This is a genomic window from Bacillus sp. 5RYD7K, from assembly GCF_059831465.1.
Window position 1 is genome coordinate 3,505,718 of sequence record NZ_CP191200.1, and the last position, 14,208, is coordinate 3,519,925.

Genomic DNA, 14,208 nt, shown 5'->3' on the forward strand with positions numbered 1-14,208 from the left:
TCCATGTCTGCAACTAAAACAAGTCTTTATGAACAATTAACGGAAAGCTCCGCCGCAGCGTTAGCTGTGAAGCTCGGCTTATTTCAAAGCAAAAGCACTCTCACATGCCGTGAAATCGGTGACGGCAATTTAAATTACGTCTTTCACGTTTTCGATAAAGAAAACAAAAAGGGACTGATTATCAAACAGGCGATTCCTTATGCGAAAATCGTCGGGGAAAGCTGGCCGCTTACGATTGACCGGGCGAGAATCGAAAGCAGCGCCCTCATCCGCCAGGGCGAACACGTGCCCCATCTCGTTCCGGCCGTTTACTATTCCGATACTGAAATGGCGGTCACGGTAATGGAAGACCTTTCGCATCTGAAGATCTCAAGAAAAGGACTGATGGAAGGAAAACATTATCCGAATTTATCAGCCCATATCGGTGAGTTTCTGGGAAAAACGCTCTTTTACTCATCCGATTATGCGCTTGATGCGAAAGTAAAACAGCAGCTCGCAAAGCAGTTTACAAATCCCGAACTTTGCAATATTACAGAAAGGCTTGTGTTTACAGAACCGTTTTTCGACCATGAAACAAACGATTTTGAAGAGGAGCTGCGCCCATACGCAGAAAAAATTTGGAACAATTCCCGGCTGAAAGAAGGCGCTGATGAATTGAAAGCCGTCTTTCTGAATTCCGCGGAAACATTGGTTCACGGCGATCTGCATACGGGAAGCATCTTTGCCGATGAACATGAAACAAAGGTCATTGATCCCGAGTTTGCTTTCTTCGGACCGATCGGCTTTGACATCGGCCAATTTATCGCAAATCTGCTGTTAAACGCCCTCAGCCGGGACGGTGACGACAGACAGCCGTTATATGACCACACCGCCGCCGTATGGGACACATTTGTAGAAACATTCAGTGAAGCATGGGAGAAAGACTGCCTGCCTTCCTGCAGACACCTGCTGGAAGATACACTGAAAAACGCGTTTGAGGAAGCGGTCGGTTTTGCGGGATGCGAACTGATCCGGCGCACGATCGGGCTCGCCCATGTGGCTGACTTGGATGAAATCACTCCGTTTGATAAACGAATTGAACGGAAGAAGCTGGCGCTTGAAATCGGCGCCTATTATATCGAAAACAGAAAAGAACTGAAGCATATCACTGAGGTTCTGGATCAATTTAAGCTCCGTGTAAAGGAATGATGCAGCATGACAAATGAATTTGCCATCCCCCGTTCCGTGGAATGGAAAGAAACACACATCCGCATTTTAAATCAGCAAAAGCTCCCTGATGTCACTGAGTATGCGGATCTTGAAACAAAGGAAGATGTATTCGACGCGATTGTCACACTGAAAGTAAGGGGCGCTCCGGCCATCGGTATAACTGCGGCGTTCGGACTCGCGCTTGCCGCCAAATCGTTTGAAACCCGCGATCTTTCTGATTTCCGCCGTCAGCTCGCCGATGTCAAAGCATATTTAAACAGCTCAAGACCGACTGCCGTCAATCTCGCTTGGGCGCTTGACAGACTGACGGATTCCATCAGGAATGCAATCTCAATCAATGAAGCGAAGACAACACTCGTTCATGAAGCCATTCAAATTCAGATTGAAGATGAAGAAACATGCCGGATGATCGGCCAAAATGCGCTGCACCTTTTTAAAAAAGGCGACCAGATCATGACCATCTGCAATGCGGGTTCAATTGCCACAAGCCGGTACGGTACGGCGCTTGCTCCCTTTTACTTAGCGAAACAAAAAGACCTCGGCCTTCATATTTACGCATGTGAAACAAGGCCCGTTCTCCAAGGATCGCGGCTGACGGCGTGGGAGCTGATGCAGGGCGGGATTGATGTCACGCTCATTACTGACAGCATGGCCGCCCATACAATGAAGGAAAAACATATTTCAGCAGTCATTGTCGGCGCTGACAGAATTGCTAAAAACGGAGATACGGCCAACAAAATCGGAACGTACGGCCTCGCGATCTTGGCAAACGCCTTTCAGATTCCGTTTTTTGTGGCCGCACCGCTTTCGACATTTGACTTGCAGATTGAAAACGGCGATCAGATTCCGATTGAAGAAAGAGATCCGGATGAAGTCAGACAAATCTCCGGCATACGCACCGCTCCCGAAGATGTGCCGGTCTTCAATCCGGCCTTTGACATCACACCGAGCAGCCTGATTTCAGGCATTATCACCGAGAAAGGAATTGTGACGGGTTCTTACACGGAAGAAATTGAACAATTATTCGCAGACTGCCAGCTGAGCTGAAAAACCGCTGATGATGTTGCCTCAGGCAATGTCAGCGGTTTTTTTGTCTGCATAATGTCATCACTTCATCTTTTTGGGCGGCTGAAATCAGATGCATTTTAAAAAACAGCTCTGCATAACCGGCTATCTTTTGCGGACGGCTCATTTTCATCAGGCTTCGTCCTCCTTTTTCATCAGACCAACTTTTTTTACTTAATAAAATGATATGTCGGACGTGAAAAAACGGAACGTGCCATATGCTTTATTTTTCTTTATAGGATATTTGTTCGATGTTCAGCAGCGCCGCTTTTACATCTGTCTTCGTGCCCGCGTATCCCGTTAAGGCGCTGTTTTTGCCGATTACCCGATGGCACGGGACAAAAATCGGCAGCCGGTTGCGTTTATTGGCCTGTCCGATGGCGCGCACCGCTTTCGGCTTGCCGATAGCTTCAGCTACATCACCATAGCTTCGTGATTCACCGTAAGGAATCATCGCCAGCGCGTTCCATACCTTTTCCTGAAAGAATGTGCCTTGTTGTTTCAGAGGCAGAGAGAAATGCTTTCTCTCTCCGGAAAAATATGATGTCAGCTGCTGTTTCGCCTCCGACAGCAAATCGGTTTCGCACGATTTCACGCCGGGCGTATCTTTCCGCCATTCCTCAAAATCTTGCCCGGTGAGAAACAGGCCGGTAATAAAGCCATCTTCCTCCGTCAGGCTGACCGTTCCAAACGGTGCTTTCACACTTATAAAGCAGATCATTCGCTGCTCCTTCTTTCTTCGGTATTCTGCCGGATCGGAAGCGTCAAATGAAAAACCGTGCCCTTCCCTTCTTCACTTTCCACATGAATGCGGCCCTGATGCTCTTCGATGATTTTATAACTGACCATGAGACCGAGACCCGTCCCCCTATCTTTTGTCGTGTAGAATGGCTCGCCCAGACGTTTTAATTTGTCTTCAGAAATGCCTGTTCCTTCATCTTGAAGGGATATCAGAATGTGGTCCTTACCAGAAGGCTGGATCGTCACGTAGATATTGCCGCCGCCCGGCATGACTTCAATGGCGTTTTTTAAAATATTGATAAACACCTGTTTTAATTGATTCGGCTCACAGTAAATCGGCGGGATGTTCCCGGTCTGGTTCAAATGGATCTGCACATTGACAAGATTGGCCTGGGCATTCAAGAGATCAGCCGTGTCTTTCATAATCTGCGTCACGTCTTTTTCTTCATATAATATTGCCTGAGGTTTCGCTAAAATTAAAAATTCGGTAATGATAGACTCGATGCGTTTCAATTCTGAGGTAATGACGTTAAAGTACAGGGAATATTCACCTTCAATACTTCCTTGCAGAAGCTGAATGAACCCTTTCAGCGCAGTCATCGGATTTCTGATTTCGTGGGCGATGCCGGCCGCCAGCTCCCCTACGACGTGAAGAGTGTCGGATTTCCGCAGCCTCTCCTCAAGCTCTTTGGCCTCGGTGACATCTTTAAAGATGGCCAGGTTCATATTTTGAATGATATTCCTTTTGAAGGAAAATTCCAATTTGCGGCTGTCACTGCTGCTTAACAGGAAGGGGATTTCATTATCCATTCCTTCCAGATCGATCTTTTTGGCGGGTACACCCGCGTTTTCAATTTCAAATAAAGAAAGAATATCCGGAACGGTATGCGCTCTCAGCTCATCATCCGGCATGCCGAGTATACGGCTTGCGAGAGGATTCGCGTCAATTATGCGGAATTGGTTGTCAAACAAGACTTTTCCGTCCATTGAGCCGTTGAATACTTTTCTGAATTTCAGCTCGCTTTCCCGCAATTCTTTTTCCATCCGCTTACGATCGCTGACATTTCTTAAAATGGTTAAATGCTGGCCTTCGAGTATGGTTCGTTTTGATGTGAACTCAAGCTCTTTGTACTGGCCGTTTGCCATTTGAAACAGCATCTCTGCCCGGATTTCCCCGTATTTTTCATATTTCTTCTTAATCTGCTTGTATTTTTTCTGCGGATCAACGATAAACGTACATAAATTCGTTTCCGTCAGCTTATCCATCGGCAGCTCGAAAATACGGCACGCCGACTCGTTTGCTTTGGCAATTTTTCCGTCATCATTCCAAATGACAATCGCGTCCATGGCGTTTTCAAAGATTTCGCGGAAGCGCTCTTCGCTTTTAAAAAGTTTCAATTCCATCGACCGTTTCTCCGTTATGTCTCTCATAATAGACATGTAAAACCCGCTGATTAAGTTAGACGTAATCGTAAACTCAAACAGCTTCTCCTCGCCCGACCGAAGCTTGACCGGCAGTTCTCCTTTGGCGTTTCCTTTTCTCCGGAGGGTGTCCCAGATTTCTTTCAGGTGCTTTTTGTTTTCTCCGTCGGTAAAATGGCGGAGCGACAGATGGGACAGTTCATTCTGGCCGATCTCAAAGCTTTTGCAAAAAGAGAGGTTCGCATCAATAAACCCGCCGTCCTTATCAAACAGCACGATGCCGTCGACAGCTCTGTCAAACAAATCTTTGAACAGCTGCTCGTTCATAGAGAATTCACGCTCTAAGATTTTTTTAGAGGAGATATCCCTCATGACCACAAAAAAATAATCCTCCCCAATTCCGTCTCTGGCGAGGAATTCAATGTATTTCGTCGCGCCGCTGTCAAGCTTAATCGGCACCTCTTTCCACAGATAGCCCTTTTTCAAAAATTTTTTCACGGCCTTATTCAGTTCTTCCTGAGGCACGGAATATAAAAAGTCCAGAACGGAGCGGTTCATGAGGCGCTCTGCCTCAATCTGCATCATCCGGGCCGCGGCCTCGTTCGCCTGGACGATTTTCATTTCCTTATGGCATATAAAAATGGCATCAAGCGTGTTATTCATAATCACATGATACCGGTTCAAATCACTCTTCAGGCGGTCATTTTCCTCCTTCAGCCGCTTCAGCTGCTCTTTCAGCGACTCCTTTGTCTGCAAATCCAGAGTTTCAGCCATTCAGTACACTCCTTCTTCAAAAACCTATCCTTCAATATTTCTACAAAATACCTCATCTTCCTTCATTCGCCCTATACATTTCAGAAAATTTCAATGATATGACAAGTTAGAGTCTTTTTCTACGATCCTTACCTCCCCGTTACATCATCCTAACAATCCCTTTTTTCCTCCTTCAATTTTTTGTTTTTTATTTTAAAATGAACATCATCAGGAAATAATCATGCAGTGGATGATTTTTGAAGAGAAGGTGATGCTATGACAAAATCGCGAGACAGTTATTTTGACAACGCCAAGTTTATCTTGATTTTTCTGGTGGTGTTCGGCCATATCCTCCGGTCATTTATTAACGGAAATGAGTTTATGCTCCATCTCTACAAATTCATTTATACTTTTCATATGCCGGCCTTTATTCTGGTTTCCGGCTATTTCGCAAAAAACTTTAAGCGGAAAGGTTATGTAAAAAAGCTGGCTGTGAAGCTGATTATTCCGTACCTGATTTTTCAGGGCATCTACTCGGTTTTTTACTATTTGATTCAGGATGAAAGCATGACAAGCGTCAATCCGATTGATCCGCAGTGGTCTCTCTGGTTTTTAGTCAGCTTATTCTTTTGGAATCTGCTGCTGTATCCCTTTACGAAGCTGCCGAAAATGTGGGCGCTTGGGGCAAGCTGCGGGCTTGCCGTCATGATCGGGTATCTTGATTTCATCAGCAGCACGCTGAGTCTTTCACGGACGTTTGTCTTTCTTCCGATGTTCCTCGCCGGGTTTTATTTGAAAAAACAGCACTTTGATTTACTTCGGGCCAAAAGGGGCAGGCAGATTGCCGCGGGCGTACTGGGCATTGTTTTCCTCTTATGCTGGTTCATTGATTTTGATTACTCGTGGCTGTTCGGATCGGAGCCTTATTCTACATTCGGCACAGTGACGCTTTTGAGCGGTCTGTCGCGGATCTGCTGGTACGTATTGGCCTTTGCCGCCACCTTCAGCTTTTTGGCGCTCGTTCCGAAAAAGCGTTATTTCTTTACGAAGTGGGGTACGAGAACGTTTTACGTCTATCTGCTGCATGGATTCATTATAAAAACGCTGCGGCAGATCGGGCTTGAAGATCATCTGTCCGATTACCAGAATTTAGTTGTTCTCTTGATGTTAACGGCCGCCCTCACGTCCATTCTCTCCAGCAATGCGGTGAAAACGGCCGCACAGCCGTTTATTGAATTGCGGATCACCGGCTGGCTTGAAGCGATTAAAGGAACAAGGAACGGGGCTTATTCGAAATAATGTAAAATCCCTCTTAAGCGTTATCGCCTAAGAGGTATTTTTTATTTTTTGCCGTCTTCTTTTTTCTTTGGCTTCGTCTGTTCAAGCGTTTCAATCCATTTTCCGGCGTTATAATCTCCGAGCTCACTTGAAAATTCTTCTTCAAGCAATTTAGGGTCCATCGGCTTTTTATGATTTTGCATGTCTTTGCTGTGCCGGTTTGTTTTCGTCATATTATTCGCCCCCTTGTCTGCCGTGCTTTGATTTGCGGTTTGCCCCTCTCAGTCCGGGATCGCCGTCATATTGTGTTTTGTATGCATCTTTATCCATGCTCTCAGTCGGTGTATTGTTGTTGGTCAAAGCTTCATTCTTCGCTGCTTTTCGTTTCATTTGATTTCCTCCTTCTGTCTGCAGATCTGTTTTGAATTCATCAAACATTTTTTTAAGGTCGCGCACTGTCACATTTTTGGCATCATCAATGAGCTCATAGCCGATCTGTCCGTTCGGCTCAAGCAGCACATATTTAAAATCCTGTATGTCCCCGAGGCCTTCCTGCCTGATCCGCATGGAGAGCTGCGCCTCGGTGAAACGCATCTTTTTTAAATTTTCCGGGATGATTTTTCCGTCTCTGACAACGGCGACGGTTTTCCCCGAAAACAAAAACTCAAAAAAGTTTGATTTGATTTCTAAATATTCCATCAGAATCAGTACTGCGATAAAAATCGACGCCGCGAAAATGGTTTCCCATAAACTATGTTCAATAAACGGCTGAATAATAATGGAGCCGATGGAAATCATGATGACCGTCTGAGTCACCGACAGCTGGCTGATCGATTTCCGTCCGGCAATTCGCAATAAAAAGGTACCGACAGCTATCATAATCAAGGATTTCCAAAAAACGGCAAGCAATGACGTCACCTCTTTACGAATTAGAATCTCCAACAAAACCGTTTCCACCCATCCATTTTCCGGTAATAAAAAAACACCGCTTTTCAAAAAGCGGTGTCAGCCGATAATGATTCTTTCCTTCGGATAGTGATAATTTGCTTCGATTTCCTTTCTGCCGATTAAATAAAGAAACGTCAAAATACCGATTCGGCCGATAAACATGACCACCATGATTACGCATTTTCCGATGTCGCTTAAATGCGGAGTGATTCCGAGCGAAAGCCCGGTCGTTCCGAAAGCGGAACAAACTTCAAACAGCAGTCCCAGCAGCGTCTGATTTTTCTCCGTCACTGCCAGAATCAGCGTTGACCCAAACACGAGCAGAATCGCCATCATCGTAACGACCAGCGACTTTATGACATCAGCCTGATGAAGCTCGCGCTTAAAGACCTTGACCGCTTTATTTCCGCGGGCAAAATGAAACAGAGCAAGAAGGTTGAGCGCAAATGTCGTCGTACGGATTCCGCCGCCGACCGAGCTCGGCGATGCGCCGATGAACATAAGGGCGCAAATGAAAAATAATGTCGGCGCCGACAGCTGGCTGATATCAATCGTCGCAAGCCCGCCGCTTCTCGTAGCGGTTGATTGAAAGAGACATAAAAATAAAACATCATGCCAGCTTTTTCCCTTCATGACATGGGTGGCTTCAAGCGCGTATATTCCGACAGCCCCGAACAAAACGAGCAGTCCGAACGTTACGGTCGTAATTTTCGTGAACAGCGTAAATGAGTATCTGCGCTGTTTTGAAAACAAAAAGTCCTTCACTTCTACGAGCACCGGAAACCCGATCGCACCGAAAACAATCAGAAGCATCGTAATAAACTGCACGAAATAGTCATGCCTGAACGGAACGAGTGAATTTCCCGTAATATCAAAACCGCCGTTCGTCGTTGCGCTGACGCTCGCAAAGAAGCCGTGCAAGTACGCCTGTTCAAACGAATCATAGTACGTTAAAAAATAGGTTCCTAAAATGATGCCGCCTAAAAACTCGATTAATAAAATCAAAAACAGCACTTGCTTCATCAAGTTGACGATACCGGAAAACTGCGATTGATTCTGATCCACCATAATGAGCTTCCGTTCCCGCAAACCGATCCGTTTGCCCATAATAAGCCAGACGAATGTTCCGAGCGTCATAATGCCGATCCCGCCGAATTGAAGCACGAAAGCCAAAATGACAATTCCGGCCGTGCTGAATGTGTCAGCCGTGTTGACGACCGTTAAACCGGTGACACTGACTGAGCTGACCGCCGTAAACAGCGCGTCTATAAACGACCAGCTGGCCCCTTGTTTGTGGGCCGCCGGCAGACTTAACAAAATAAATGCCACCGTCACAGCAAGAAAATAATATAACGCAATCAGCTGTGCAGGCGACAAAACCTGTATGAATTTCTTCAGCTTTAATTTCATAAGATAGTTCCTTCTGCCTCTCAAATGTAGTACGTAATTATTCTAATGATATTGGGAGATTTTTTAAAGGGCTTTTTAGAAAGATTTTTCATTACCTTATGTAATTTGCCGATCTTTAAACAAAAAACCTCTGAAACGATTGTCAGAGGTTTTGTTGATTATTTGGCTTCCAGCCTGCGGATGCGCTCATCCAGATCAGGGTGTGTGGAGAACAGTGACGAATGCTTTTTGCCGTTAATTTTCAACGTCTGCACCGCCGTCTGGTCCTCTTCATTCACATGTCCCGTATAAGACTTCAGCGTACGCAGGGCGTGAATCATTTTATCCTTTCCGGCAAGGTCGGCACCGCCGCGGTCAGCGTGGAACTCTCTGTGACGCGAGTATGCGAAGACGACAAGACTGCCGAGAATGGAAAAAATAATCTGAAACACGATCATCGCGATAAAATGCACGACCGGGGAGAGATCTTCTTTGACAAAGCGGCTCGCAATCCATGCCGCGATACGGGAAAGGAATACGACGAACGTATTGACGATTCCCTGAAGCAGCGTCATCGTGACCATGTCACCGTTTGTAATGTGTGCGACTTCATGGGCAAGAACCCCTTCCACCGCAGCATCATCCATCTGCTGCAATAAACCTGAGGAAACCGCGACGAGCGAACGGCGCTTAGAAGGACCGGTCGCAAAGGCATTGACCTCAGGTGAATGATAAATGCCGACTTCAGGCATTTTCGTCATTCCGGCTGCACGGGACAATCTGTGCACACGGTCAACCAATTGCTGCTCTTCATAGCTGAGTGACTGCTTCTTCGGATTTAACACCCGGACGCCCATCATCGTTTTTGCCATCCATCTGGACATTCCGAGAGAAATAAAAGAACCGACAAAACCGACGACAAGGCTGAACACGAGCAATGCCATCAGATCGACGCGGCCATTTTGTATATACGAGCCGACACCGGTAACGCTTGTAATAATCGTAAGCACAATTCCGATTGTCGTAATGACCAAAAGGTTCGTTAAAATAAACAGAAATATTCTTTTCGCCATAATTACCTCCGTCTTTTTTAAGATCAAAAGAACTTATTTAATTAAATTATAAATGATCTGTTTGAAAATGCAACAATTTCGACGTATGATGTTAATGTAATTCTCAGTGATATAAGAAAGTGAACACGTAATCAATCAGAGGTGAACCATGAACACGTTTAAACTGACACGAACCGATATGGTGCGGCTTCTTTACGCGTTAAAAGGCCAAGGAGACGCAACCCCTCTCCAAATCTTACTGCAATCAGCGGACATGACATTGGATGAAGCGGAAAGCCGGCTGCACATCCCTGAATTTCTGACGAGATTCGAACGAAAAAAAGAGAAAAAGGAATACGGGCTTTCAACAAACGAGATTGTCGAGCTGGGAAACCTGTGCGAGCTGACGTCTTTAAAATCAACCGCCGTCCAAAACTGGGTGAAGCGCGATATTAAAGATTTAATCGGACACCCTTTACTCGGAAAAAAATATACAATTGAACAAGCTGTCATCCTTCTCATTGTACGTGATTTAAAATCAATTTATGACTTCGAACATATACGCGCCATATTAAAAATCGCTTTTAACACGATCACCGACAGATCAGATGACATCATCAGCCCGATCAGCTATTATGAGAGCTGCGCCCAGGTGATTGATTATCTTCATCATAAGACAAACCCGCCGATGAAGGAAACGAGCCTGCAGGAGCTCGTTGAACAGCAGACGGACAAGCTCAGAGACTGCTTTCAAGAACTCGAAAGCGGGCAATGGAACAATATCAGGTCCATACTCGCGGTTACCGTGCTCTCCGTTTTGACTTTCCATATCCAAGCCTCCGCCTACAAAATGACCAGCCATTTATTATAATTCATACGTTTTTTTGCCCCGGTGTCTGCGCCGGGGTTTTTTCAGGTGCACAACAATTGCCAGCATAATCAATACCGTTCCGTTTGAAACTAAAACGCGTAAAACATCTTGCCAGAGAAAAGGAGATGAAAAAGATGGCGAGCAGAAATAAACTCTTAGTTCCAGGGGCTGAGCAGGCACTTGACCAATTTAAATACGAAGTGGCTCAAGAATTCGGCGTGAACCTTAGCTCTGATACAGCAGCACGCGCAAACGGCTCTGTAGGCGGGGAAATGACAAAGCGGCTTGTACAGCAGGCTCAATCACAATTAAACGGCAAAACTCAATAATGCAGCTTATTCGCCGGGATTTCTCGGCGAATTTTGATGTTTATCAGCATTCTCCCTTCCGTGGCGGTAGCCGTTCGGGTTCCTTCGGTCTGACGGATCTTCATGGCGCCGATAGGATTCCCAATGTTCATTTCGTTCATGATTCCAGTAATGATTGTTATACCTCTGCTTAGGCTCTTTGTCATTTCCGTTTTCCTGAGGATTTTGTGTTGGGGGCTGCTCTGTTTCCCCATCTTGTTCCTTCTGGGTATTTTCCTCTGATCCGGAAACTGCATTTTTTTCGTTTTGCTGATTGCCGTCTTGACTGTCCGGCTTCGCATCTTCCGTGCCGGGCGTTGTTTCATTGTTATCCGGCTGCTCTGCTGCCTTTTCTTCATCAGGAGCCGTGTTGTCATCAGCCGCCGGTTTTTCTGTGTCCGGCTGCTTGTTTTGATCGGTATCTGTTTCAGTGTTTTTCTGTTCGTTTTCACTATCGTCGGTTTTCTTTTCAGGCTGTTTATCTTCTGTTTTCTTTTCGTTTCTTCTTATGTAGCTGCCTGTTGACATCCCTTCCTGTTTTGCTTTTTCCCTTGTTTCCATATCTGATTCAAGAGATTGAAGCTGGTAGGTGCCCTTGTATTTTTCAGTCATGTCAGCCAGCTGTTTTTTAACGCCTTTTTTATATGTATTGTCATCTGTATTTTCGTAAACCGTGGAAATTAAAATCTCTTTTGATTCCTTTACATATCCATGCTTGCTGCAATCGGTAATAATATTACTGATGACTTCCTTAAAATCGCTGCTTTTCCAGTCTCCGATGTCACTTATGACCTTTTGGGCGTCATGGTTCAGCGGTGTGAGTTCAATGACTTCGTATTTGCTGTTTAAAGCCATTTCAATGCTTGGATTAATGTCAAGCGTCATATACGCGTAAGCTTTGTTATTAGAAAAAACCGGGAGCATGATTAAAATAAATAGGATAATAGCAGTCATTGTAAACACTCCCAATTTAAAAGGGCGCAGTTTCAGAAAATCAAAAAAGCTGGCCCTTCTTCCCATACGCGTTTCGCCTTCAAACGTCATTTCCTCTCCGATTTCACAAGCGCGGTGATCATTTTTTGTTTTCAAAAATTGTCCGTCAGGGGTTAGCAACGTGACGAATTTTTTATTTTTCTCTACTATGATCCCTCTTCTCATGAGTGCAACACCCCTTTAAGATAATCTTTTAAATAAATATAATCACCGGAAATAATAATACTCATGGCGATGATATATTTTCGGTTCCGTTCGATCGTTTTTCTGCTGACCGACACGAGCTGCTCCAGCTGTTTGACCGGAAGCTGTTTCTTTTGGTGCAAAATAGACGCCAGCTCTTCATTTTCCACAAGCGTGTAGGCTACCTTAATCGCATTCTGCCTCGCATCTGTATGCTTCGGCGATTGTTCCAGCAGCTCTTTAAAGGACAGACCGTATTCTTGCAGCTGCTTCTGAAAAAAAAGAATTTCTTCCCGGCGCTGCTCAATCTCTATCTGTTTGCGGTATTCATCAATGGAAAGCTCCGCTTCAATAAGGCTTTGCGAAGACTCCTGGTCGTCGCCTTCCTGCACATCCATATTGATATGCTGGGCGGCTCTTGCTTCTTTTCTGATATAATCTATTACTTTTCTTTTTATAATCAGCTCTGCAAATGCAAGCAGCGAATTACCTTTTTCAGCCGAATATTTTTCAATGGCTTCGTTAAACGCGATCAGCCCGATGCTGAATTCGTCGTCTTTTTCATCTATATATCGTTTACAAACGGATGAAACCGTCTTCGCGATAAAAGGCTTATATTGCTGTATTAAATCGTTCTGCAGATCTTTGTCGCCTTTTTGTATTTTTTCAACAGATGTTTCAAGCGTTTGCTTCTTTTTTCCCAATTTAAACAAAAGGCTAAGCACTGGTTTCACCTCAGTTCCTCCCTATAACTACTCATAATCATAGCTAATTTAGTAGGGATTCGCAAAGGAAGAAAAAGAGAAATCGATTTCATTTGTCTCAATTATGACAAGCCAATAAGACGTACTATACATGATTTCGTGCCTTCGGGCAGAATTAAGGGGGTTTTCTCTGTGTTTTTTGTAACAAGGCTGTTATAAAATTGTTATCATATGTCTTAAATGTAAGCGTTTCAAATAAAAAAGGGAACCTGCTTTTTAAAAAAACAGTCCCCTTTAAGATTCCTTTTATGCGTGTTCTCTTTCCGCTGATGCCGCGTCCTGCTCTATTTGTTTTGTTCCTGACATAAACCATCCGCAAACCGCAATGGCTGCCAAAACCGTCCAGAAAATGATTTTCCAAGCCGCAGAGTGAATAACATCCGCCGGAATGGCGCCGAGTTCCTCATGAGCCAGAGTATAAAGAGCGAGCTTCACGCCTACCCACCCGACAATAACAAATGCCGCCGTTTCAAGGCCCGGTCTGGTTTTTAATAAGGAAACAAACATTGACGCCGCAAAGCGCATGATGATTAAACCGATAACACCGCCGGCTAAAATAACGAGAAACTGACCGCCATCCAAGCCGCCGATGGCAGGAAGCGGCGTTTCCGGAAGCGTTACGGCAAGCGCGACCGCCGCTAAAATGGAGTCAACGGCAAAAGCGATGTCAGCCAGCTCCACTTTCAATACAGTCTGCCAAAACCCGCTCTCTTTCTGCGTTTTCTGCCCTGTGCCATGTTTGAATACATACCGCTTCAGCAAATGACTGACCGCGATGTAAAACAGATATAAGGCGCCCAGGGCCTGAACCTGCCAGACATTCACCAGAAAAGAAATGGCAAACAGCGACCCGAAACGTAAAATAAAAGCGCCCGCCAATCCGTAAAATAAAGCCTTCTTCCTTTGTTTTTCCGGAAGATGCTTCACCATCACAGCCATCACCAGCGCGTTATCCGCCGCTAAAATCCCTTCCAGCCCGATTAAAACGAGAAGAACCCATCCATACTCCAATAATAATGCAAAGTCCAATCCATTCCCTCCGTTTCTTTTCTATCATCCGAGCTTATATCGGCGTTTTTTTACGCAAAAAAGACCTTTGCCGATATAAGGCAAAGGTCTTGCTAGACATGAATGATTGGCATGCCAACAAAGCCGATGGATATGATCCATGAATTGACGACTTTGTTTCCGGA

At 45.1% G+C, this 14,208-nt stretch carries 14 protein-coding genes; 5 read left to right on the forward strand and 9 right to left on the reverse strand.

Translation table 11 applies throughout. From position 1 onward, the window contains the following. Nucleotides 1-3: 3 nt before the first annotated feature. Complete coding sequence (mtnK, locus tag ACQE26_RS16995; RefSeq protein ID WP_500470125.1) at nt 4-1,188, forward strand: S-methyl-5-thioribose kinase; 1,185 nt, start codon at nt 4-6, stop codon at nt 1,186-1,188. A gap of 6 nt (nt 1,189-1,194) precedes the next feature. Beyond that, nucleotides 1,195-2,256: an S-methyl-5-thioribose-1-phosphate isomerase gene (gene mtnA / locus ACQE26_RS17000; protein ID WP_500470126.1), complete on the forward strand. Its 1,062-nt coding sequence runs from the start codon at nt 1,195-1,197 to the stop codon at nt 2,254-2,256. A gap of 241 nt (nt 2,257-2,497) precedes the next feature. On the opposite strand, the gene ACQE26_RS17005 is transcribed toward mtnA, so the two are convergent. Continuing rightward, nucleotides 2,498-2,995 carry a methylated-DNA--[protein]-cysteine S-methyltransferase gene (locus tag ACQE26_RS17005; protein ID WP_500470127.1) on the reverse strand — a complete coding sequence of 166 codons (498 nt, stop codon included), beginning with the start codon at nt 2,993-2,995 and terminating at the stop codon, nt 2,498-2,500. Beyond that, on the reverse strand, nt 2,992-5,211 hold the full coding sequence (locus ACQE26_RS17010) for a PAS domain-containing sensor histidine kinase (protein ID WP_500470128.1): 2,220 nt from the start codon (nt 5,209-5,211) through the stop codon (nt 2,992-2,994). The genes ACQE26_RS17005 and ACQE26_RS17010 overlap by 4 nt, the downstream gene beginning before the upstream one ends. Before the next feature lie 255 nt (nt 5,212-5,466). Between ACQE26_RS17010 and ACQE26_RS17015 the strand changes: the two genes are divergently transcribed. Next, entirely contained in the window at nt 5,467-6,489 is a 1,023-nt protein-coding gene (locus ACQE26_RS17015; protein ID WP_438421762.1) for an acyltransferase family protein, read from the forward strand. A gap of 41 nt (nt 6,490-6,530) precedes the next feature. Here the strand turns inward: ACQE26_RS17015 and ykzE are convergent, their stop codons facing one another. From ykzE to htpX, 4 genes are all read right to left on the reverse strand, one after another. Then, nucleotides 6,531-6,701, reverse strand: coding sequence for a protein YkzE (ykzE, locus tag ACQE26_RS17020; RefSeq protein ID WP_016936366.1), 171 nt, complete (start codon nt 6,699-6,701; stop codon nt 6,531-6,533). 1 nt (nt 6,702) lies between these two features. After that, nucleotides 6,703-7,377 (reverse strand): DUF421 domain-containing protein, encoded by a 675-nt coding sequence (locus ACQE26_RS17025; RefSeq protein ID WP_438422125.1) that lies wholly within the window; start codon nt 7,375-7,377, stop codon nt 6,703-6,705. A gap of 96 nt (nt 7,378-7,473) precedes the next feature. After that, entirely contained in the window at nt 7,474-8,826 is a 1,353-nt protein-coding gene (locus ACQE26_RS17030) for a TrkH family potassium uptake protein (protein ID WP_438421760.1), read from the reverse strand. Nucleotides 8,827-8,984: 158 nt separating this feature from the next. Beyond that, nucleotides 8,985-9,878, reverse strand: coding sequence for a protease HtpX (htpX, locus tag ACQE26_RS17035; RefSeq protein ID WP_500470129.1), 894 nt, complete (start codon nt 9,876-9,878; stop codon nt 8,985-8,987). A gap of 148 nt (nt 9,879-10,026) precedes the next feature. On the opposite strand from htpX, the gene htpK reads away from it, so the two are divergent. Both htpK and ACQE26_RS17045 read left to right on the forward strand, forming a co-directional pair. Beyond that, nucleotides 10,027-10,728, forward strand: a complete 702-nt coding sequence (gene htpK / locus ACQE26_RS17040) for a transcriptional regulator HtpK (RefSeq protein ID WP_500470130.1) — start codon at nt 10,027-10,029, stop codon at nt 10,726-10,728. A 134-nt stretch (nt 10,729-10,862) separates the two neighbouring features. Then, nucleotides 10,863-11,057 carry an alpha/beta-type small acid-soluble spore protein gene (locus ACQE26_RS17045; protein ID WP_013352019.1) on the forward strand — a complete coding sequence of 65 codons (195 nt, stop codon included), beginning with the start codon at nt 10,863-10,865 and terminating at the stop codon, nt 11,055-11,057. A gap of 6 nt (nt 11,058-11,063) precedes the next feature. Here ACQE26_RS17045 and ACQE26_RS17050 read toward each other — a convergent pair whose 3' ends face one another. From ACQE26_RS17050 to ACQE26_RS17060, 3 genes are all read right to left on the reverse strand, one after another. Continuing rightward, a complete protein-coding gene (locus ACQE26_RS17050) occupies nt 11,064-12,233 on the reverse strand; it encodes an anti-sigma factor domain-containing protein (protein ID WP_500470131.1) in 1,170 nt (389 codons plus the stop codon). Next, the gene (sigI, locus tag ACQE26_RS17055) at nt 12,230-12,985 is read right to left on the reverse strand and encodes an RNA polymerase sigma factor SigI (RefSeq protein ID WP_438421756.1); all 756 of its coding nucleotides are present in this window, start codon (nt 12,983-12,985) and stop codon (nt 12,230-12,232) included. The genes ACQE26_RS17050 and sigI overlap by 4 nt, the downstream gene beginning before the upstream one ends. 276 nt (nt 12,986-13,261) lie before the next feature. Next, nucleotides 13,262-14,044, reverse strand: coding sequence for a TerC family protein (locus tag ACQE26_RS17060; RefSeq protein ID WP_438421754.1), 783 nt, complete (start codon nt 14,042-14,044; stop codon nt 13,262-13,264). Nucleotides 14,045-14,208 lie beyond the last annotated feature (164 nt).

Bases quoted from the DNA above. Each gene is read 5' to 3' on its own strand.
- mtnK (WP_500470125.1), top strand. From the start codon at position 4: ATGTCTGCAACTAAAACAAGTCTTTATGAACAATTAACGGAAAGCTCC.
- mtnA (WP_500470126.1), top strand. From the start codon at position 1,195: ATGACAAATGAATTTGCCATCCCCCGTTCCGTGGAATGGAAAGAAACA.
- ACQE26_RS17005 (WP_500470127.1), bottom strand. From the start codon at position 2,995: ATGATCTGCTTTATAAGTGTGAAAGCACCGTTTGGAACGGTCAGCCTG.
- ACQE26_RS17010 (WP_500470128.1), bottom strand. From the start codon at position 5,211: ATGGCTGAAACTCTGGATTTGCAGACAAAGGAGTCGCTGAAAGAGCAG.
- ACQE26_RS17015 (WP_438421762.1), top strand. From the start codon at position 5,467: ATGACAAAATCGCGAGACAGTTATTTTGACAACGCCAAGTTTATCTTG.
- ykzE (WP_016936366.1), bottom strand. From the start codon at position 6,701: ATGACGAAAACAAACCGGCACAGCAAAGACATGCAAAATCATAAAAAG.
- ACQE26_RS17030 (WP_438421760.1), bottom strand. From the start codon at position 8,826: ATGAAATTAAAGCTGAAGAAATTCATACAGGTTTTGTCGCCTGCACAG.
- htpX (WP_500470129.1), bottom strand. From the start codon at position 9,878: ATGGCGAAAAGAATATTTCTGTTTATTTTAACGAACCTTTTGGTCATT.
- htpK (WP_500470130.1), top strand. From the start codon at position 10,027: ATGAACACGTTTAAACTGACACGAACCGATATGGTGCGGCTTCTTTAC.
- ACQE26_RS17045 (WP_013352019.1), top strand. From the start codon at position 10,863: ATGGCGAGCAGAAATAAACTCTTAGTTCCAGGGGCTGAGCAGGCACTT.
- ACQE26_RS17050 (WP_500470131.1), bottom strand. From the start codon at position 12,233: ATGAGAAGAGGGATCATAGTAGAGAAAAATAAAAAATTCGTCACGTTG.